The 19,712-nt window shown below is 29.9% G+C and carries 17 protein-coding genes and 4 pseudogenes; 2 read left to right on the plus strand and 19 right to left on the minus strand.

All coding sequences use genetic code 11. From position 1 onward, the window contains the following. Window position 1 precedes the first annotated feature (1 nt). The 11 genes and pseudogenes from JQN76_RS01355 to JQN76_RS01405 all read right to left on the minus strand — a co-directional run bounded on the left by JQN76_RS01355 (window position 2) and on the right by JQN76_RS01405 (window position 9,227). Window positions 2-796 (minus strand): tandem-type lipoprotein, encoded by a 795-nt coding sequence (locus JQN76_RS01355; RefSeq protein WP_031929877.1) that lies wholly within the window; start codon window positions 794-796, stop codon window positions 2-4. Window positions 797-977: 181 nt separating this feature from the next. Next, the gene (locus JQN76_RS01360; RefSeq protein WP_001836841.1) at window positions 978-1,754 is read right to left on the minus strand and encodes a tandem-type lipoprotein; all 777 of its coding nucleotides are present in this window, start codon (window positions 1,752-1,754) and stop codon (window positions 978-980) included. A 69-nt stretch (window positions 1,755-1,823) separates the two neighbouring features. Continuing rightward, entirely contained in the window at window positions 1,824-2,615 is a 792-nt protein-coding gene (locus tag JQN76_RS01365; RefSeq protein ID WP_001269768.1) for a tandem-type lipoprotein, read from the minus strand. A 31-nt stretch (window positions 2,616-2,646) separates the two neighbouring features. Beyond that, window positions 2,647-3,429 carry a tandem-type lipoprotein gene (locus JQN76_RS01370; protein WP_000540319.1) on the minus strand — a complete coding sequence of 261 codons (783 nt, stop codon included), beginning with the start codon at window positions 3,427-3,429 and terminating at the stop codon, window positions 2,647-2,649. A gap of 51 nt (window positions 3,430-3,480) precedes the next feature. Continuing rightward, window positions 3,481-4,259: pseudogene (locus JQN76_RS01375) on the minus strand (tandem-type lipoprotein). A gap of 18 nt (window positions 4,260-4,277) precedes the next feature. Continuing rightward, window positions 4,278-5,081, minus strand: a pseudogene (locus JQN76_RS01380) (tandem-type lipoprotein). 35 nt (window positions 5,082-5,116) lie between these two features. Further along, window positions 5,117-5,911, minus strand: coding sequence for a tandem-type lipoprotein (locus JQN76_RS01385; RefSeq protein WP_025175393.1), 795 nt, complete (start codon window positions 5,909-5,911; stop codon window positions 5,117-5,119). Window positions 5,912-5,971: 60 nt separating this feature from the next. Next, on the minus strand, window positions 5,972-6,751 hold the full coding sequence (locus JQN76_RS01390) for a tandem-type lipoprotein (RefSeq protein ID WP_001834661.1): 780 nt from the start codon (window positions 6,749-6,751) through the stop codon (window positions 5,972-5,974). Window positions 6,752-6,779: 28 nt separating this feature from the next. Continuing rightward, window positions 6,780-7,565 (minus strand): tandem-type lipoprotein, encoded by a 786-nt coding sequence (locus tag JQN76_RS01395; protein WP_001836845.1) that lies wholly within the window; start codon window positions 7,563-7,565, stop codon window positions 6,780-6,782. Window positions 7,566-7,612: 47 nt separating this feature from the next. Beyond that, the gene (locus tag JQN76_RS01400) at window positions 7,613-8,395 is read right to left on the minus strand and encodes a tandem-type lipoprotein (RefSeq protein ID WP_000542370.1); all 783 of its coding nucleotides are present in this window, start codon (window positions 8,393-8,395) and stop codon (window positions 7,613-7,615) included. Between the two features lie 47 nt (window positions 8,396-8,442). Beyond that, window positions 8,443-9,227: pseudogene (locus JQN76_RS01405) on the minus strand (tandem-type lipoprotein). 365 nt (window positions 9,228-9,592) lie between these two features. On the opposite strand from JQN76_RS01405, the gene spn reads away from it, so the two are divergent. After that, a complete protein-coding gene (spn, locus tag JQN76_RS01410) occupies window positions 9,593-9,901 on the plus strand; it encodes a myeloperoxidase inhibitor SPIN (protein ID WP_000768889.1) in 309 nt (102 codons plus the stop codon). Window positions 9,902-10,008: 107 nt separating this feature from the next. Here the strand turns inward: spn and JQN76_RS01415 are convergent, their stop codons facing one another. From JQN76_RS01415 to JQN76_RS01430, 4 genes are all read right to left on the minus strand, one after another. Further along, on the minus strand, window positions 10,009-11,511 hold the full coding sequence (locus JQN76_RS01415; RefSeq protein ID WP_001208925.1) for an FKLRK protein: 1,503 nt from the start codon (window positions 11,509-11,511) through the stop codon (window positions 10,009-10,011). Between the two features lie 21 nt (window positions 11,512-11,532). Further along, window positions 11,533-12,234, minus strand: coding sequence for an exotoxin beta-grasp domain-containing protein (locus JQN76_RS01420; RefSeq protein ID WP_000769151.1), 702 nt, complete (start codon window positions 12,232-12,234; stop codon window positions 11,533-11,535). Window positions 12,235-12,618: 384 nt separating this feature from the next. Then, complete coding sequence (locus JQN76_RS01425; protein ID WP_000072586.1) at window positions 12,619-13,857, minus strand: restriction endonuclease subunit S; 1,239 nt, start codon at window positions 13,855-13,857, stop codon at window positions 12,619-12,621. Next, the gene (locus tag JQN76_RS01430; RefSeq protein WP_000028648.1) at window positions 13,850-15,406 is read right to left on the minus strand and encodes a type I restriction-modification system subunit M; all 1,557 of its coding nucleotides are present in this window, start codon (window positions 15,404-15,406) and stop codon (window positions 13,850-13,852) included. Before JQN76_RS01430 ends, JQN76_RS01425 begins: the two co-directional genes overlap by 8 nt. A gap of 77 nt (window positions 15,407-15,483) precedes the next feature. Here JQN76_RS01430 and JQN76_RS01435 point away from each other — a divergent pair. Beyond that, window positions 15,484-15,586, plus strand: a pseudogene (locus JQN76_RS01435) (hypothetical protein). Window positions 15,587-15,670: 84 nt separating this feature from the next. Here JQN76_RS01435 and JQN76_RS01440 read toward each other — a convergent pair. The 4 genes from JQN76_RS01440 to JQN76_RS01455 all read right to left on the minus strand — a co-directional run bounded on the left by JQN76_RS01440 (window position 15,671) and on the right by JQN76_RS01455 (window position 19,529). Then, a complete protein-coding gene (locus tag JQN76_RS01440) occupies window positions 15,671-16,354 on the minus strand; it encodes a superantigen-like protein SSL10 (protein ID WP_000778478.1) in 684 nt (227 codons plus the stop codon). 365 nt (window positions 16,355-16,719) lie between these two features. Continuing rightward, the gene (locus tag JQN76_RS01445) at window positions 16,720-17,418 is read right to left on the minus strand and encodes a superantigen-like protein SSL9 (protein ID WP_000779444.1); all 699 of its coding nucleotides are present in this window, start codon (window positions 17,416-17,418) and stop codon (window positions 16,720-16,722) included. Between the two features lie 378 nt (window positions 17,419-17,796). Next, a complete protein-coding gene (locus tag JQN76_RS01450; RefSeq protein ID WP_000673029.1) occupies window positions 17,797-18,495 on the minus strand; it encodes a superantigen-like protein SSL8 in 699 nt (232 codons plus the stop codon). A 338-nt stretch (window positions 18,496-18,833) separates the two neighbouring features. Next, window positions 18,834-19,529, minus strand: coding sequence for a superantigen-like protein SSL7 (locus JQN76_RS01455; protein WP_000769833.1), 696 nt, complete (start codon window positions 19,527-19,529; stop codon window positions 18,834-18,836). Window positions 19,530-19,712: the final 183 nt, after the last annotated feature.

Consider the following 19,712-nt stretch of genomic DNA (forward strand, 5'->3'; position numbering starts at 1 on the left):
TTTATTTATCCTCGCTTGGATTAAAGTAGACACTATCTGTGAAGTAAATATTTTCTTCCTTATTTTCAACAAAGGTAAATTCAATATTTTTATATCCGACTGATGAACCTTTTAAATTACCTGACCCTTTCAATAATAATTTAGGCGCTTTTTTCGTCGGTATATTGTATCGCTTCCTTAATTGTTCAACATTATAATCGCTGTTTTTCAGTTGATACTGCGCAGAATATATTGGTACTTCTGGGTTATATGACACTTCGTCCTCTTTATAGTTTTCCAATTCTTTGAAATTCCCGTATTGTACAAAGAATTTAAATTCTTCAATTTCTTTTTTTACTTTTTCGTCATCGATTGGTTTTAATGGAATGATTTTATTCTTTTCCATTTTTACAGGATACCTTTTTGTATGATTGTGTGTCATTCCATCGCTATCTTCAACAACTTCTCTAACAATATAATTCCCTTTAGCCGTTCTAGTATTTCTATTAATTTCTAAAACTACTCCCCTAGATTCCAGATTTTCTCCTTTTAATTGAATTTTCATTTCAGATCTAATTAGCCAAGTACCTTTATCATCTTTTTTAAATTCTCCATCTCGATATCCTTCTTTATCATAAAAGTCTTCTAGATTTTCAGTAGGATACATATCTAACGTTTTCGCAAAACTTTTTTTGATTTGCTCTTCTTTTGAATCTGTTTTATTTGTTTGTTCATCTTTCATATTTCCACATCCTCCAATAAAAATGATTAAAAGTAATACACACATGTACAAAGCATTTTTTTTAATATACTTCATCATTTCACATCTCTCTGCTTTAATTTTATAAACATTTGAATATTTCATACAACTTATTAAAATAGTGATTATTCAACTTTTATGTTATCAAACAAAACTCACTTAATCAATTTAATATATATAACTAATTTAACTTTATTATTAAATATTCTAACGTCATTTTTTATATTAGTAATTATATTTATTTATCCTCGCTTGGATTAAAGTAGACACTATCTGTGAAGTAAATGTTTTCTTTCTTATTTTCAACAAAGGTAAATTCAATATTTTTATATCCAACTGATGAGCCTTTTAAATTACCTGAACCCTTCAATAATAATTTAGGCGCCTTTTTCGTCGGGATATTATATCGCTTCCTTAATTGTTCTACATTATAATCACTGTTTTTCAATTGATATTGTGCAGAGTATATTGGTACTTCTGGGTTATATGACACTTCGTCCTCTTTATAGTTTTCCAATTCTTTGAAATTCCCGTATTGTACAAAGAATTTAAATTCTTCAATTTCTTTTTTTACTTTTTCATCATCAATTGATTTTAATGGAATCATTTTATTATTTTCCATTTTCACAGGATACCTTTTTGTATGATTGTGTGTCATTCCATCGCTATCTTCAACAACTTCTCTAACAATATAATTCCCTTTAGCCGTTCTAGTATTTCTGTTAATTTCTATAACTGCTCCCCTAGATTCCAGATTTTCTCCTTTTAATTGGATTTTCATTTCAGATCTAATTAGCCAAGTCCCTTTATCATCTTTTTCAAATTCTCCATCTCGATATCCTTCTTTATCATAAAAGTCTTCTAGATTTTCAGTAGGATACATATCTAACGTTTTCGCAAAGCTCTTTTTAATCTGTGTTTCTTTCGAATCTCCAGTGATCTTATTACTTTCGCATCCTGCCATTAATACGATTAAAATTAATATAAATATGTATAATTTCTGAAAACACTTCATCTTGTCACATCTCTTTGCACATTTTTTGATATTTGATTATTTCATCAAACTACACATTGTAATTTAACTTTACTTACTTGGTATGAATTCAACACTATCGTTAAAATAAATATTCTCACCTTTTCTTTCAACAAAAGTAAATTCAATATCGTTTTGACCAACTGAGAAATTTTTAAAATCTCCTCCACCTTTCAAAAGTAACTTCGGTGTTTCTTTTGTTGAAATGTCATATCTTTTACGTAGTTGCCTTACATTGTAATCATCGTTGTGTAATTGATATTTAGCCGAATAGATTGGTGCTTCAGGATTATATGAAAACTCACCATTGTTGTATTTTTCGAAATTTTTAAAGTTTCCATATTGCACAAAAAACTTGAAGTTTTCAATTTCTTTTTTTATTTTCTCGTCATTAATTTGTTCAGTAGGAATAATTTTATTTCCTACCACTTTCACTTCGTATTTTTCCTCCTTATCTTTATTTACACGATTATTATTTTCACTTATTTCTTTCAAAACAAAGAAACCTTTGGCTGTTTTGGTATTTCTATTAATATATAATTGCATACCTCTTGTTTTCATCACTTTGCCCTTTGGCTGTTTAACTATTTCGGATCTAATTAGCCAAGTACCTTTATCATCTTTTTTAAATTCTCCATCTCGATATCCCTCTTTGTCATAAAAGTCTTCTAGATTTTCAGTAGGATACATGTCTAACGTTTTTGCAAAACTCTTTTTAATTTGTGCTTCTTTTGAATCTTCTTTTGGCTTTTCTGAAGTATCGCTTGATTTATCACAACCTATTATAAAAACACTCAAAACCATAACAATTATGTACAGTACAACTCTTTTTAAATATCTCATCATTTCACACCCTAATATTTAATTATCAACACTATTTTTTCGCTGGCTTATAACTTAAATAATCAATGACTGAAATATCCCTATCTTCTTTTGAAAAGTCTATTTCTAACCTTTTATATCCAACAGAACTTCCTTTTAAGTCCCCGTCAATATGCATTTTTAACATTGGAGCTTTATCAGTAGGAATGTTATAACGACTGCTTAATTGCTTAACATTTTCATCTTTATTGCTCATTTTATATTCCACGTCATAACTTGGAACATTCCAATTTATTGACACGTCGCCATTGTTGTAATTTTCCAAATCCTTAAAATTTGCATATTGTCCAAAAAACTTAAAATTTTCTATTCTTTCTTTAAGGTCTGGATCGTTTACCTTGTCTAATAAAATAATTTTATTGTTTTTCATTTCAACTTTATAATTTTTTCTATCTGAAAATTTATCCTTTTCATAAAATTTCTTAACAAAATAATATCCCTTAGCCGTTCGAGTATTTCTATCCAGATTTAAAACCATACCTTCATCATCCAATTCGTCTGATTTATTGCTTTTAGCAAAATCTGTATATATAGTCCACATTCCTTTGTCGTCCTTTTTAAATTCGCCATCACGGTATCCTTCTTTATCATATAAGTCCTCGAGATTCTTAATTGGATACATATCCAATGTTTTCGCAAAACTCTTTTTGATTTGTTCTTCTTTTGAATCTTCTTTTGATTTTTCTGCAGTATCGCTTGAACTATCACAACCTATTATAAAAACACTCACAACCATAACAATTATGTAAAGTACAACTCTTTTAAAATATCCCATCTTTTCACTTCTCTCTTGTTTCAAATTAGTTTATGCCCTTGGTTTTATTTACTATTTACTGTGTGAGGGACCGAAGTTCAAAAAATCACTCATAAAAGTCTCATCATCTTTCTCCTTAGAAAATGTGTATTCTATCTGTTTATATCTAACTGAGCTACCTTTAATATCGCCGTCTATATGCAGTTTTAATATTGGAGACTGCTTGGTTGTAATTGGGTACTTTTCTCTAAGTTTTTTTACATTTCCATCACTATTATTCCTTTTGTACTCTGCTTCATAATAAGGAACATTTAAATTGCTAGATATTCTTCCATTTTTATAATTTTTCAAGTCTTTAAAATCGGCATATTGCCCGAAAAATTTAAAATTTTCTATTTTTTGTTTAATATTTTCATCTTCTACTTTGTCCAATAGAACTATCTTATTGTTTTTAAATTCAACACGGTATTTTTTTCGCGTGCCAACTTATCCACTTCATCATAAGTTGTTCTTACAGTATAATATCCTCTTGCTGTCCTCGTATTTCTATTAAAATGTAGTACCATACCTTCGCTATTCATTTCACCTTGTTTGTTGCTTTTAGCAAAATCTGTTGATATTGTCCATGTACCTTTGTCCCCCTTTTTAAATTCACCATCACGGCATCCTTCTTTATCGTATAAATCCTCGAGATTCTTAATTGGGTACATTTCTAATGTTTTCGCAAAACTCTTTTTGATTTGTGTTTCTTTCGAATCTCCAGTAATCTTATTACCACCACCGCAAGATGTTACAAAAATGATTAGAATCAATAGGATTATGCACAATCTGATCCTTTTTATAGACCTCATTGTTTCACACCATCCTTATCATTTGTCATCTTTATTAGTTTTCGCTGGCTGGTAATCCAAAGAATCTATTACTGATAAATGGCTATTTTCGCGTTTTGAAAAATCAATTTCTAACTTCCTATCTCCAACGGAACTCCCTTTCAAATTACCATCAATATGCATTTTTAATACCGGTGATTTATCAGTAGGAATATTATAACGACTTCTTAATTGCTTAACATTTTCATCTTTATTACTCATTTTATATTTCACGTCATAACTTGGAACATTCCAATTTATTGACACGTCGCCATTGTTGTAATTTTCCAAATCCTTAAAATTTGCATATTGTCCAAAAAACTTAAAATTTTCTATTTTTTGTTTAAGCTTTTTATCTTCTACTTTATCCAATAAAATGATTTTATTATTTTTCATTTTAACTTTATAATTTTTTCTATAAGGTAATTTATACTTGCGATAAAACGTCCTGACAAATTAGTACCCCTTAGCTGTACGTGTGTTTCTATCTAAGCTCAAGAACATGCCTTCATTACTTAGCTCACCCGGTTTATTACTTTTGGCGAAATCTGTATACATCGTCCAAGTCCCTTTATCGCCTTTTTCAAACTCACCATCTCGATATCCTTCTTTGTCGTATAAATCCTCGAGATTCTTAATAGGATACATATCTAACGTTTTCGCAAAGCTCTTTTTGATTTGGTCTTCTTTTGAGTCTTCTTTTGCTTTTTCAGCAGTAACACTAGATTTATCACAGCCTATTATAAAAATACTCAAATCCATAATGCTTATGTACAATACGTCTCTCTTTAAATTTCTCATTATTCCACATCTTTCTTGTCTGATTTTTTATTGAATCTCTACTGATTATCTTTTGATGGGTTAAAATTTAAAAAATCACTGACAGAAATTTGGTTATCTTTTTGCTTTGAAAAGATATATTCCACTTTTTTATATCCTATCGAGCTACCTTTTATATCCCCATCTATATGAAATTTTAAAGTTGGCGATTCACTGGTTGTAATTGGATAAACATTTCTAAGTTTTTTTACATTTCTATCACTATTTTCTACTTTGTACTCTGCTTCATAATATGGAACATTTTCATTGCTCGATATTTTCCCGTTTTGATAATTTTTCAAGTCTTTAAAATCTGCATATTGCCCAAAAAATTTAAAATTTTCTATTTTATGTTTGAGTTTTTCATCTTCTACTTTATCTAAAAGGACTATTTTATTATTTTTTAGTTCAATACGATAATCTTTCCTTTGCGGCATCTTATCCTCTTCGTTATAAGTTTTTCTTACAAAGTAATATCCTTTAGCCGTCCGCGTATTTCTATTCAAATGTAATACCATACCTTCACTATCCAATTCACCCGCTTTATTACTTTTGGCAAAATCTGTATATATCGTCCACGTCCCCTTATCACCTTTTTCAAATTCGCCATCTCGATATCCTTCTTTGTCATATAAATCTTCAAGATTTTTGATTGGGTAAATATCTAATGTTTTCGCAAAGCTCTTTTTAATTTGGTCTTCTTTTGAGTCTTCTTTTGATTTTTTTGCATTCTCGCTTGAACTATTACAACCAATTATAAAAATACTCAACACCATAATGCTTATGTACAATACTACTCTTTTTGAATCCCTCATTTTTTCACTTCTCTCTATCATGTTAATATTTGTTGAGTACTATCAACCTTTGTGTTATTTTTAGTCACTTGGAATTAAGTTTAATCCATCTGAAAAATATATATTTTCTTTTTTATTTTCTATGAATATAAATTCAATTTCCTTATATCCAACTGAAGACCCTTTCAAATCCCCCGAACCTTTCAACAACAATTTAGGCGCCTTTTCTGTTGGAATATTATATCTTTTTCGTAATTCTTTAACATTATAATCATCATTTTTCAGTTTATATTTCGCTGAATAAATAGGAGCTTCAGAATTATAGGAAATGTCACCATTTTCATAATTCTCTATTCCTTTAAAACTGCCATATTGCACAAAAAACTTAAAGTTTTCAATTTCCTTTTTCAACTTTTCATCTTTTATCTCCTCAGTTGGAATAATTTTATTGTTTATCATTTTCACAGGATACTTTTTTTCTGTTTCTCTTTCATCAAGGCTTTTTCTTGAATCTATTTCTTCTATTGAAAAATAACCGGTTGTGGTCCTAGTATTTCTATTCATGTATAATATCATGCCTCTTGAAGTTAAACTTTTACCTTTTGGTTGAATTATCATTTCAGATCTAACAACCCACGTCCCTTTGTCTCCCTTTTTAAATTCTCCATCTCGATATCCTTCTTTGTCGTATAAATCTTCAAGATTTTTGATTGGGTACATATCTAATGTTTTCGCAAAGCTCTTTTTAATTTGTATTTCTTTTGAATCTTCAGGAGTGTCAAATACGCCACTGCAACCTGATACTAATAGAATAAAGACCGATGTACCTATACACAACGCGCATTGTCTAAAATTATTCATTGTTCCGTATCCCCTTTTTTTATCATAGTTAATAGTCCTCACTTGGGGTAAACTCCAAACTATCAGTAAAAAATACATTCTCTTCTTGATTCTCAACGAAGGTAAACTCAATGTCCTTATGTCCAATTGATGAACCTTTTAAATCTCCAGTACCTTTCAACAACAATTTAGGAGCTTTTTTGGTTTGAATGTCATACATTTTACGTAATTGTTTTACATTATAATCATCATTACTTAATTGAAATTTAGCAGAATAAGTAGGTGCTTCTGCGTTATATGAATAATCACCATTTTGATAATTCTTTAATCCTTTAAAATCACCATATTGTGAGAAAAACTTAAAGTTTTCAATTTCTTTTTTTATGCCTTCGTCATTAATTGGACCAATCGGTATTATTTTATTATTTACCATCTTTACTGGATAACGCTTTTCTTTATCTTCTGTCTTTTTTAATGTATCGTTACTTGTTACATCTACAATAAAATATCCTTTTGCCGTTCTTGTATTTCTATTTAAAAATAGATACATACCTCTTGACCTCATAATTTTACCTTTTGGCTGTTTAACCATTGCTGAACTGATAACCCAAGTCCCCTTATCACCCTTTTTAAATTCGCCATCTCGATATCCTTCTTTGTCATATAAGTCCTCGAGATTCTTAATTGGGTACATATCTAACGTTTTCGCAAAACTCTTTTTAATTTGTTCTTCTTTGGAACCTTCTTTTGTTTCATCACTTTTGCCACAACCTGCTACAATAACTATTAAAATCAAGATACTTATGCACAATCCAATCCTTTTTAAATATCCCATCTTTTCACATCTCTCTGTTTTAGAATTATTTCTACACTTAATAAACTTTAGCTACCTCCATCAGATGGTCCAAAATTCACAAAATCTCTTACAGCTGTTTCTTGGTCTTTTACTTTTGAAAAATTATATTCTATATTTTTATAACCAACTGAACTTCCTTTTATGTCGCCATCTATATGTAATTTTAATACTGGCGACTTTTTGGTTGTAATAGGATAAACTTCTCTAAGTTTTTTTACATTTTTATCCGTATTACTCATTTTATATTCTGCATCGTAGCTTGGCACATTATCTGTACTTGATATATTTCCATTTTTATAATTTTTAAGATCTCTAAAATCAGCATACTGACTAAAGAATTTAAAATTCTCTATTTTATTTTTGAGATTTGGATCTTCTACATTATCCAAAAGAACTATTTTATTATTTTTAAGTTCAACATGATATTTTTTTTGTTGATCTTTTTCATTAAATTCATCATGAGCTTTATTCATATAATAATATCCTGTTGCCTTCTTTGTATTTCTATTAAGGAATAAAACCATACCTTCGTCATCTATTTCACCCGGTTTGTTACTTTTTGAAAAACTTGTGAGTAAAGTCCACGTCCCCTTATCTCCCTTTTTAAATTCGCCATCTCGATATCCTTCTTTGTCGTATAAATCCTCGAGATTTTTGATTGGATACATATCTAACGTTTTCGCAAAGCTCTTTTTAATTTGTTCTTCTTTGGAATCTTCTTTTGTTTCATCACTTTTACCACAACCTGCTACCATAACTATTAAAATCAAGATACTTATGTACAATACAAACCTTTTTGAATATCCCATCATTTCACGTCTCTCTGTTTTAGAATTATTTCTACATTTAATAAACTTTAGCTATCTTCATCAGACGGCCCAAAATTTAAATAATCTCTTAATGTTGTCTCTTGATCTTTAACTTTTGAAAATTTATATTCTATTTTTTTGTATCCAACTGAACTTCCTTTTATATCACCATCTATATGTAACTTTAATATTGGAGCCTTTTTCGTTGTAATTGGATAAATATCTCTAAGTTTTTTTACATTTGTATCACTATTATTCAATTTGTATTCTGCTTCATAGCTCGGTACATTTTCATTAGTTGTTATACTTCCATCTTGATAATTTTTTAAATCTTTAAAATCGGCATACTGACTAAAAAAATTTAAAATTTTCAATTTTTTGTTTAAGTTTTTCGTCTTCTACATTATCTAAAAGAACAATCTTATTATTTTTAAGTTCAACATGATATTTTTTTTGTTGATCTTTTTCATTAAATTCATCATGAGCTTTATTCATATAATAATATCCTGTTGCCTTCTTTGGTATTTCTATTTAGATATAAAACCATGCCTTCGTCATCTATTTCACCCGGTTTGTTACTTTTTGAAAAACTTGTGAGTAAAGTCCAAGTCCCCTTATCGCCCTTTTTAAATTCACCATCTCTATATCCTTCTTTGTCGTATAAATCCTCGAGATTCTTAATTGGATACATATCTAACGTTTTCGCAAAGCTCTTTTTGATTTGTTCTTCTTTTGAACCTTCTTTTGCTTCATTACCTTTGCCACAACCAGCTATAACAACTATTAAAATTAAGATGCTTATGTACCATGAAAGTCTTTTTAAATATCGCATCGTTTCACGTCTCTCTGTTTTATACTTCATTTATATTCTCTTTTCATATAAATAATTAATTATTTTGTATATTTCTCTTTTACGTTACCAAATTATACATATACAATCAATTTAATTTCTTAATTAAATTTGTACTTATTATTATGTTGCATTATTTTTTATTATTGTTTCATTTGATTTAAACCCTCTTTGAAATCAAGGTTTTAGTAGGAAAATCCATAATCATCGTATTAAAGATTAATTGCTTTTTATCAATATTTGCCATTTTAACTATTTATTAAAAATTATTAAATCGACTTAATAAACGTATTTTTCTTAATATTCAGTGTTATGATAGAGTTACAATTTTTAGAGGAGTGATAGATATGAAATTAAAAAAGGTTTTAGTAGCTACGGCAATGGTAGGTGTATTAGCAACTGGCGTTGTTGGATATGGTAATCAAGCAGATGCGAAAGTGTATTCTCAAAATGGACTCGTACTACATGATGACGCAAACTTCTTAGAACACGAGTTAAGTTATATCGATGTGTTACTAGATAAGAATGCTGACCAAGCTACAAAAGACAACTTAAGATCATACTTCGCCGATAAAGGATTACATTCAATCAAAGACATCATCAACAAAGCTAAGCAAGACGGCTTTGATGTTTCAAAATATGAACACGTAAAATAAATTCAATAATGCTTTGTAACAAAGCTCAAAAAAACAGCTCAATGACGTTGAAGTCAGTGATTAACTCACTAGTTTCATTACATCATTAAGCTGTTTTATTTTATTAATTATTTTTCTAATTTTGGTGTTGTGCGTTCAACTTTCTTTTCACCTAATGGATAAAACCAAGTGATCGGGAAATCATTAGTATCGAAACCAACTATTTTATCACCATATAACTTGTAGTAAGCGGGTGTATTTTCCATTCTTTCATCAAACTCACGATCTGCTTTTTCTTCAGGTGTTTCTTCAATATCAATCTCTTTAGTTACCAATTTGCTAAGGGGGTCACCAGTAATTGGATCAACTACTGCGAAGTTAAGCTTTTCTCCATTTTGTAATCTGAACCCTGCACCATGTGAGTCAAAGCTAAATTCACCTTTTTCATTAACTTGTAAATCAGGGAACAATTGTGCTTCACCTAGTTCAGAATATACTTTCACTACTGCGTTTGCGAATTTAGTCTTCCCTTTAATTACTTTAGTACCTTCTTTATCAAGAATACCTTTACCTTTGTCTGTATGATATAAGCTTCCATAAATTTCATCTACTTGTAAATCTTCTTCATCATTTTTTAAAACATTAACTTTTTTTACTTTAGTATGTTCATATTTAGTTTCTGCTTTATCAATATCTTCTAAACTTGTTACTTTAGTTTTGAAAATTAAAGGTTTTAATGCATCTTCTTCATCATCAGGTACAAATGTTAATGAAATATCATCATTTTTCTTTAACTCTAAATTATCGAAACGTTTCGTTTTGAAATCAAAATCAAAGTACCCTTTATCTTTAATAGTCATCCAGATACCATCTGAACTAGCTTTAGTATCTTCTTTACTAACTCCGCCCTTAACGCTCTCTTCAAAATTAATAAATTTATTATTAATAGAAAGTGCAACTTTACCTTTTACAGACGTATGACCTTTAATAATACCTGAACCTTCAGTAATTGGTTCGATGAAAACTTGATGATGTCCATTTTTCTTATCTAATTGCTTTTCAGGCACTTTATAGGCATTTTCATATCGAGGCGTAGTATATGTAGCTTTAGCTTCTGTACTTTCTTCCTCATCACCAGCTTTTTCAGTTGTAGCTTCTTCCAATTCTTCATCCTCTTCATCGTCAAATAAACCTTCCGTTGAAGATGAAGTTACTTCAATCTCTTGGTTATGGACAATTTTTCTTCCGTTTAAGTCATACTCAAATTTTCCATCTTCCTTTGACATCACTAGCTCACTATTTCCACTATCAAATGAACTCACATCTTTTTTGTCTATGCTTAATAAAATTAATTGATTTGGTAATGTAGTACCTGTGACTTTTTGATCTCCTGGCTTGATAGGATCCAATTTGACAGTATTCTTTTTTGTTTGATCCGCATTTATTTCTTTATTATTTTGAACAATTTGTGACGTAGTTTCAGATTCTTCTGTTTTATTCACATTGTGATTTCCAATAGCATCACTAGTTTCTGATGCTTCTGCTTCGCCATATGTCATGATATATAACATAGTAATTGCAACAGATACTAAACCGACTTTCATTTTACGTAATTTAAAATTTTCCCTCATGATTTACTCCCTCGAATATTATTAGTTTAATTCAACATTAATTTCTTTTATTTTAGTACCATCGATTACATCACCCATGCGGTGTTCTTGTAACTTTTTATTTAATTCAAATGTGTAATAGTCTCCATTATTCATAGTAACTGTAATTTTGCTGTCTTTAGGTTCTGTTTTATAAAGATCATGATTATCAATTAATTGTTTTCTCAATTTAAAATCTAATTCTTTTAATGAAATTTCTTCTTTATTAATTTCAAAATGCGATGATGCTACTGTAGCTGAATTTGAGCTTACTTTTTTTGAAACTTTTAGATTTACATTTTTGAGTGTATCTATATAGCTTTTACTATTCGGTTTACTAATTCCACCTATTGAATAATTAGTAGCGTCTTTAGTTGTTCCTTCTCTAACTACAAACACATCAAACAGAGTACCATCTATCATATCTTTTAATTTTTCTTTATCTGAACCTTTCAAATCAATTACATTTAATTGGTGAGTAATCTCATCTACAAATTCAACTTTGTTCCCTTCTTTATAACCTTTTAAATTTTTATAATTAAAGTTAGGACCAGTATAATATGTTTTTAAATTAAATGTATCATTTGATACTGCTCTTAAATCGCTGTACTCGCTTGCTTTTACTGGCTGAGCAGTAGTTGTAATCATCCCTGTTGTTAAAATCCCTAGTGCTAAACTTGCTTTAGCAATATTTTTTAATTTCATAATTCTATGCTCCCAATTTTTAGTCTATTTGATTTATTCTATTACGCAATACGAACAATCCTCATTCATTATAATGAGCAACGGTCGTGCTTCACATTAAACTTACTTTAACTAAAAATTAATCATTATTAAGTAATTTAATAAATAGTTAACTAATATCATTTAATTCCTATCGATCTACTCTCTTTTATTTACGAATAACACTTTATCTCAACTTAATCTTTATTTAACTACTTATTCTGTACACAATTTCGACACAAAAAAGACACTGCGCTTTCACAGTGCCTAAATTTAATGTTCGTTTTTGGTATGATCGATTCATTCGTTATTTTTAGAAAAATTTTTCATAAATACATTAATAGATTCGTAGAACGATACAATTGTTTAAATAAACATTTGTTGAAGCAAAGCTTGCTTTTGTTTCTTTATTAGATAGATTTTTCTTTCTAGTAATTCAATTTTTCTATTGAGAAAACAAACGAAAGAAGCAATTTTTAATTGTTCGTTTAAACAAGGTAAATGTAAAGAGAAATTTAACACCGTATTTTCATGTATTCTTTTACTACCTGTACCAGTAGAATATTTTTCCTTACTTTTATAAAAGCTTGGTCTAGAGATATAGCTGATAAAATAGTTAGGTTCAATCTTTTCGGTATTTATTTCAAACGCTGGCACATCACTTGATGAATAAAGTCCATCAAATTTTTTTGGCACTATGTCAAATGCTCCATTGAAAAAGTTTTGTTTCCCATAAATAAATTGACCTTCAAATCTCTTATAATAATTCGTAGCTCCTAGTTTTAATACTCGATTTATATTAGCTTTCTCTATCCCTTTACAATGTAATTTTACAGTTAGCAATTCTGACTTACTAATATTTATTGCAGGTCGTATGTTTATTGGTTTATACATAAAGTCCTTAAATCTAGCAAATCTCCACTCTGGATAATCATTTCCATTCTCATCCTTAAATCGCAATTCCTGTGAGAAGATTTTCTGCAAATAGCCTTTTTTCTGTTGTTGAAGTAATTCAAGTTTTTGTTCTTCTAATTCAATTTGTCGGTCAAGTTTGCTGAAGAACTTGCCTATTTTTTGCTGTTCTTCAAATATAGTTGGGGTGAAGATTTTTAAATTAGCAATTTCTTTGAAGTTTAGACCTTCTCGACTACCTCCACTTTGTGCAAGGAAAATTTTCCTTTTTCCTTTTCTTGATAATAGATACTGTCCAAAAAAAATATAATAATACTCTTTTTTCAATCTAATAATACATACATGTTGATTTAAATTAGCATGCGTTTCAACTATCGAATTAATGGCTGTTCTACCTATTGATGCTCCTGTAATATTTAAAAGAACATCACCATAGTACGTTCTACTATTTTTCATCTCATCATCTATATCTTTACTAATATAAACTAAGTCATTAAGATTTAATTTACCATTTCTAATATTTTGACTCCTTAAAAATGGTATGCCTTTGTTTGTATAGTTTTCACTTCCACCTTTGGGAGTCTTTCCACTACCTATTTTGGTAGTAAGATCCCCTAACTGCTTCTCTTCCCATTCGCCTTCAAATCCTGGGAATCTCAACTCTGGCACATTTTTCTTTTGTGTATTACTCATCTTTCAACACCCCAAGTTCTTTCAGGTATGCATTAATTTCTTGTTCAATTTCTGCGATTTCTTTATCGATATTTTTCAAATCTTGTTGGACTTGATCTAAATCAATCGGTGCTTCTTCTTCGAATGTATCGACATACCTCGGTATGTTTAGGTTGTAATCGTTATCGGCAATCTCTTGTAATGTCGCACTGTAACTGTATTTATCAATCGTTTCTTTACGCTTATATGTGTCAATAATACGTTCGACTTGGGCATCGCTTAAATGGTTTTGATTTTTTCCTTTTTCAAAATCATTGGATGCATCGATAAATAATACGTTATCGTCTTGTTGGCGACATTTTTTAAATACAAGGATACATGTTGGAATACTTGTCCCATAGAAAATATTGGCAGGTAAGCCAATCACGGCTTCTAAGTAGTTCTTTTCTTCGATTAAATAACGACGAATGACACCTTCTGCGGCCCCTCGGAATAATACACCATGTGGTAGTACGACTGCCATGGTCCCTTCATCGTCTAGGTAATGTACCATGTGTTGAATAAAGGCAAAATCTGCTTTGGATTTTGGCGCAAGTTTGCCGTAACCGCTGAAGCGTTCATCATTTTCAAATTTTGAATCTGCAGTCCATTTCGCACTGTATGGTGGGTTCGCAATAACCGCATCAAATGCATGGCCTAAAAAGGCTGGATTTTCCAACGTATCATCATTACGGATATCAAAATTCTCATAGCGCACATCATGTAATAACATGTTCATGCGCGCTAAGTTGTAAGTGGTATTGTTACGTTCTTGACCGAAATAACGATACACTTGCGTTTCTTTACCAACACGTAACAACAATGAACCGGAACCACATGTTGGGTCGTACACATGACGTAATTTATCTTTACCGTCTGTGACAATCTTCGCCAGTATCTTAGATACTTGTTGTGGTGTATAGAACTCGCCTGCTTTTTTACCCGCTGTCGCCGCAAAGCGCCCGATTAGGAATTCATATGCATCACCTAACATATCAATTTCCATGTCGCTGTGAACGAATGGTAAGTCGTCAAGGTTAACCATGACTTTGGAAATTAGTGCAGTACGTTCTTTGACATTGTTACCTAGTCGCGTTGAACTCAAATCCATATCGCTGAACAGTCCGATAAAGTCATTTTCACTTTCTTCACCTAGTGTTGATGTTTCAACTTTACGAATTGCCGTCGCCAGATGTTCGATATCGAAATCTTGCGTTTCAATTTCACGAATCATCGCGCTAAATAAATCTTGTGGCTCAATGAAGTAACCGACTTGATCAATTAATTCTGCTTTTAAGTCTTCACGGTATTCTTCATCTGCCCATGCTTCTTGATACGTGATGTCTTCACCTGACAAGGCATCTGCATATTCTTGTTCCGCTTTTTCAGATAAGAAGCGATAGAAAATCAAGCCTAAAATGTAATTGCGGAATTCACTCGCATCCATGTTCCCTCTTAAATCATTCGCAATCGACCATAATTTTTTATGTAATTCAGCTTGTTGCTGACGTTGTTTTTCAGTAATAGACATGTGATTCCTCCGCCTTTGAATAAGTAATTTATCTCTTTGTGTAATAGATTTATTATAACATTTGGTTATGTTGCGATGTGGAGAATTTTGATGTTGGTGGTGGAAATTTTTATATTCATAGAGATTGGAATAGGATTTATGAAACGCAAACCAAAACGGCTTAACGACGATATCGATTGATGCCTCCTTTTTGTATAAGCTATGCGCACCAATTTACATTTCACCGTTAAGCCGCTTCAATTACTTTTAATTATTCGTAATTATTTACTTTAAGTTAACTTCAATATCTTTAATTTGTTTGCTTTCTATGACTTCCCCCATATATTTAAATTTTAATTTAGATCTTAAATCAAGGTTATAAAAACTGCCATCTTTCAAGCTAATTTTAACCCTACCATCTTTTGAGATTGTTTTATAAAGTCCATATTTTTCGATTAGATGCTTTCTCAATTTAAAATCTAACTCTTTTAATGTTATTTTTTCTTTTTTAATATAATAAGGGTACCCTTTCACAAAAGCATCTTCACCTTTTTCCTTTGTAACATTTAATATTGGTGCACTGACAACTCCAGATGTTTTATTATTCTGTATTACACCACCAACAGTATAAAATATATCGTGCTTATCTCTTTTTTCTTGAACAAAGAAAACATCTAACCCCTCATAACTACGCTGTTGAAATTTACTTTTATCATTTCCAGGCAGTAAAACTTGAATCTTAATACCTCTAAACTTAAAACGTAAGTTGTTTTTACCATGTTTCAAAGCACTAATATTTTTCATTTCCATAGTCTTTCCAGTGTAGTATCGGTATAATGCTTCCTTGTCATGTTTATTTACTGACTTTTGATTTTGTTTTGCATGACCTGAATGAACTTCTGTTGTTAAAGTTCCTGTTGTTAAAATTCCTAAAGCTAATGCAGCTTTAGCTATCGCTGTTAATTTCATATTGTTTTGCTCCAATCTTAATATATTGGATTGTTTTCATTACGTAATTTGAATCATACATTTTTATTATAACGTGCATCGTTTCATACGATAATTAACCTCGATTTAAATATACTTGAATTATTCTTAATGAAAAACAAATATATTTTAATGTTCAGGTTAAATGACTTTCATTATTTCATTTAGTTGTTTTACTGGATTATCGTTTACTACAACTGATGATGTTACTCTGTTCTGCTCTTTGAATTACAAAAACAACTTAACAACAGTAATGTATTTAACACAGTTCCTTATATAAGGACACAGATGTCAATTCACATTTTGTCGTTAAGTCGCTTCTTAAGCTATTATGCTATTAACTCGAACTAATTTAAATTCACTTCAATGTTTTTAATTTTCTTACTGTCCATTACATCAAACATACGTTCAAAACTTAATTTTTCACTTAAATCAATTTCATGCTTCTTTTCGTCTTTCATATTGATAACAATTCTACCTTTATCAGACGTTCCTTTATACAATCTATATTTTTCGATTAAGAGTTTTCTTATTTTAAAGTCCAGTTCCTTCAATGATACTTCTTCCTTTTGAATAAAAAACAACTCGTTTATCGAAAAGCCATTTTTAGCATCAACTTTTTTAACTTGTAGACTTGGATTACTTACAAATCCAAACACTGATCTCACATTTTTCTTTGTTATACCGCCAACGCTATATATGCCACCTTTTATATCTATTAATTCAGGTACTGCAAAGACATCAAGGCCATGTGTTTTTTCTTTATATTTATCTTTATCGTCACCAAGTAAAAATACTTTAAAAGCTTTATTTCGTTGTTTAAAGTTTAAAACGTTAGAGCCATAGTAATCTTCGCTTTTAACACTAATATTTGTTGGTTCAAAACTTTCTTCAGAATAGTATTGATGTAGCATATTTATATAATATTTGCGTTGTGTCTCATCAAGTTCTACTTTCGCGTGACCAGTTTGACTTTCTGCTGTAAACACACCTGTAGTTAATATTCCTAATGCTAATGTTGCTTTAGCTATCGTTGTTAATTTCATATTTTTTTGCTCCAATCTTAATGTATTGGATTGTTATTATTACGTAATTTGAACTATCTGTCTTTATTATAAGGTGCATCAAAACAGACTGACATTAACGCTCATTTAAATAAACTTGAATCATTATTAATGAAAATCAAACGTATGTTAACATTCGTATTAACTGATTTTTAATAGCAACATAAATATTTTTTGGTGAATCATTGTTCTTTCAGATTAGTTTTAAATCTTAAGTTATTCATTATAAAGTGTACAAAAAAGCAGCTTAATAATGTAGTCAATGTTCGATATGTTTTTATTATAAAAACACGTATCAAAATCATTAAACATGGAATTATTAAACCGCTTCTTAAGCTTTCATTCTATATATATCATTGATTATTTCAAATTCACTTCGATGTTCTTAATTTGTTCACTACTAATGACATCTGCCATACGCTCGAAATCTAATTTATCACTTAAATCAATTTCATACTTATTTTCATCTTTCATATTAATAACAATTCTACCTTTATCAGCTGCCCCTTCATACAGTTTGTATTTTTTAATCAACAGTTTTCTTATTTTAAAATCAAGTTCCTTCAATGACACTTCTTCCTTTTGAATAAAGAAAAATTCATCAATAGAAAAACCGTCTTTATCGTCTATTTTTTTAACTAGTAAGTTCGGCGTTCTTAGAGACTCAAATATTGATTTTACGTTTTTCTTCGTTACACCACTAACACTAAATATTCTTCCATCTAAATCTACTAATTCTGGTACCGCAAAGACATCTAAACCATGTGTTTTTTCTTTGTATTTATTTTCATCTTTTCCCAATAAAAATACTTGGAACTTTTGATTTTGTTGGTTAAAAAGCAAAACGTTAGAGTCATAATAACCTTGACTTTGGCCACTAACATTTGTTAACTCATAACTAGGTCCTGAATAGTATTGATGTAACTTGTTTGTATCATATAAACGGTTCATTTTTTCATACTTTCCTTTTGCATTAACCGATTGATTTTCTGTTATCATTGCACTTGTTGTTAATATTCCTAATACAAATATCGCTTTAGCTATCGCTGTAAATTTCATATTCATGTGCTCCAATCTTAATATATTGGATTGCTTTTATTACGTAATTTGAATAATACACATTTATTATAAAGGGCTTTGAGACAGACTGACATTAACACTCGTTTAATTAAACTTAAATCATGGTTAATGAAGTTCTAATTAATATTCAGTGGACATCACTTTCAGGAGTAATTTGAATTTTTAGTATGCTTATACCCTGCGTTATAAAACATAAAAACAGCCTAACGACACTGTTGATTTAGATACGCCCCTTTTTGGAGGATGTACGTATTTATTCAACATTTCATCGTTAAGCTGCTTCAAATTTATTACTTTCGAGTCATTGATTACTTACTTTAAATTTGTTTCAAAGTCACTTCAATTTTATTAATATCCTTACTATTCAACACATCACCCATGCGCTCGAATTGCAATTTATCACCTAAATCAATTACTTCCTTTTTCCCGCCGTTCAAGATGATAGTGATTTTACCGTATTTAGACGTACCTTGATATAAACCGTATTTTTCAACTAATTGCTTTCTAATTTTGAAATCAAGTTCTTTCAGTGAAACTTCTTCTTTATTAATTAAAAATGAGTCATTTGTAGCGTCTAAATTTCCTCCGTCCAATTTATTAACTAATAAATGTATATTAGTTTCAGAAGATTGGTTATTTTTCTTCGTTACACCACCAACAGTAGATAATCTACCGTTTGGATCAATTAATTCTTTTACCACAAAGACATCTTTGCCTTCAATACCTTCTTTATATTCTTCTTTATCTTTTCCTAATAAGAATAATTGGTGATTTTGTTTTTCTTGGTTAAAGCGTACAACGTTAGAACCGTTATAGTTTTCAACCTTACCACTAATATTACTGAATTCAAAACTTTCTGATGAGTAGTATCGATGTAAGTCTTTAATATCATATAAATGTTGTACTCTCTCTTGCTTTTCTTTTGCTTGAACTGCTTGGCCTTCTGATGTAATCACACCAGTAGTTAATAAGCCTAATGCCAATGTTGCTTTAGCTAACGTTTTTAATTTCATAGTACTATTCTCCCAATCTATTTATAAATTTTGTCTTAATATATTTTTATATGATTAATTCAATTACGTAATACGAACAATCTACTATCATTATATAAGCGAGATACTGCGCTATGAATTAACCTCTTTTTAACTATTTTTGAACCAACGTTAAGTTAGTTAATGAAATCCTAACAGTATTAA

Origin of the sequence: Staphylococcus sp. SM3655, assembly GCF_016917315.1 — a bacterium.
Lineage (GTDB): Bacteria > Bacillota > Bacilli > Staphylococcales > Staphylococcaceae > Staphylococcus > Staphylococcus aureus.

Bases quoted from the DNA above. Each gene is read 5' to 3' on its own strand.
- JQN76_RS01365 (WP_001269768.1), bottom strand. From the start codon at position 2,615: ATGAGATATTTAAAAAGAGTTGTACTGTACATAATTGTTATGGTTTTG.
- JQN76_RS01455 (WP_000769833.1), bottom strand. From the start codon at position 19,529: ATGAAATTAAAAACGTTAGCTAAAGCAACATTGGCATTAGGCTTATTA.
- JQN76_RS01370 (WP_000540319.1), bottom strand. From the start codon at position 3,429: ATGGGATATTTTAAAAGAGTTGTACTTTACATAATTGTTATGGTTGTG.
- JQN76_RS01355 (WP_031929877.1), bottom strand. From the start codon at position 796: ATGAAGTATATTAAAAAAAATGCTTTGTACATGTGTGTATTACTTTTA.
- JQN76_RS01390 (WP_001834661.1), bottom strand. From the start codon at position 6,751: ATGAATAATTTTAGACAATGCGCGTTGTGTATAGGTACATCGGTCTTT.
- JQN76_RS01430 (WP_000028648.1), bottom strand. From the start codon at position 15,406: ATGTCTATTACTGAAAAACAACGTCAGCAACAAGCTGAATTACATAAA.
- JQN76_RS01385 (WP_025175393.1), bottom strand. From the start codon at position 5,911: ATGAGGGATTCAAAAAGAGTAGTATTGTACATAAGCATTATGGTGTTG.
- JQN76_RS01445 (WP_000779444.1), bottom strand. From the start codon at position 17,418: ATGAAATTAACAACGATAGCTAAAGCAACATTAGCATTAGGAATATTA.
- JQN76_RS01360 (WP_001836841.1), bottom strand. From the start codon at position 1,754: ATGAAGTGTTTTCAGAAATTATACATATTTATATTAATTTTAATCGTA.
- JQN76_RS01400 (WP_000542370.1), bottom strand. From the start codon at position 8,395: ATGGGATATTCAAAAAGGTTTGTATTGTACATAAGTATCTTGATTTTA.
- JQN76_RS01395 (WP_001836845.1), bottom strand. From the start codon at position 7,565: ATGGGATATTTAAAAAGGATTGGATTGTGCATAAGTATCTTGATTTTA.
- JQN76_RS01440 (WP_000778478.1), bottom strand. From the start codon at position 16,354: ATGAAATTAACAGCGATAGCTAAAGCTGCATTAGCTTTAGGAATTTTA.
- JQN76_RS01420 (WP_000769151.1), bottom strand. From the start codon at position 12,234: ATGAAATTAAAAAATATTGCTAAAGCAAGTTTAGCACTAGGGATTTTA.
- JQN76_RS01425 (WP_000072586.1), bottom strand. From the start codon at position 13,857: ATGAGTAATACACAAAAGAAAAATGTGCCAGAGTTGAGATTCCCAGGA.
- JQN76_RS01415 (WP_001208925.1), bottom strand. From the start codon at position 11,511: ATGAGGGAAAATTTTAAATTACGTAAAATGAAAGTCGGTTTAGTATCT.
- JQN76_RS01450 (WP_000673029.1), bottom strand. From the start codon at position 18,495: ATGAAATTTACAGCGATAGCTAAAGCGATATTTGTATTAGGAATATTA.
- spn (WP_000768889.1), top strand. From the start codon at position 9,593: ATGAAATTAAAAAAGGTTTTAGTAGCTACGGCAATGGTAGGTGTATTA.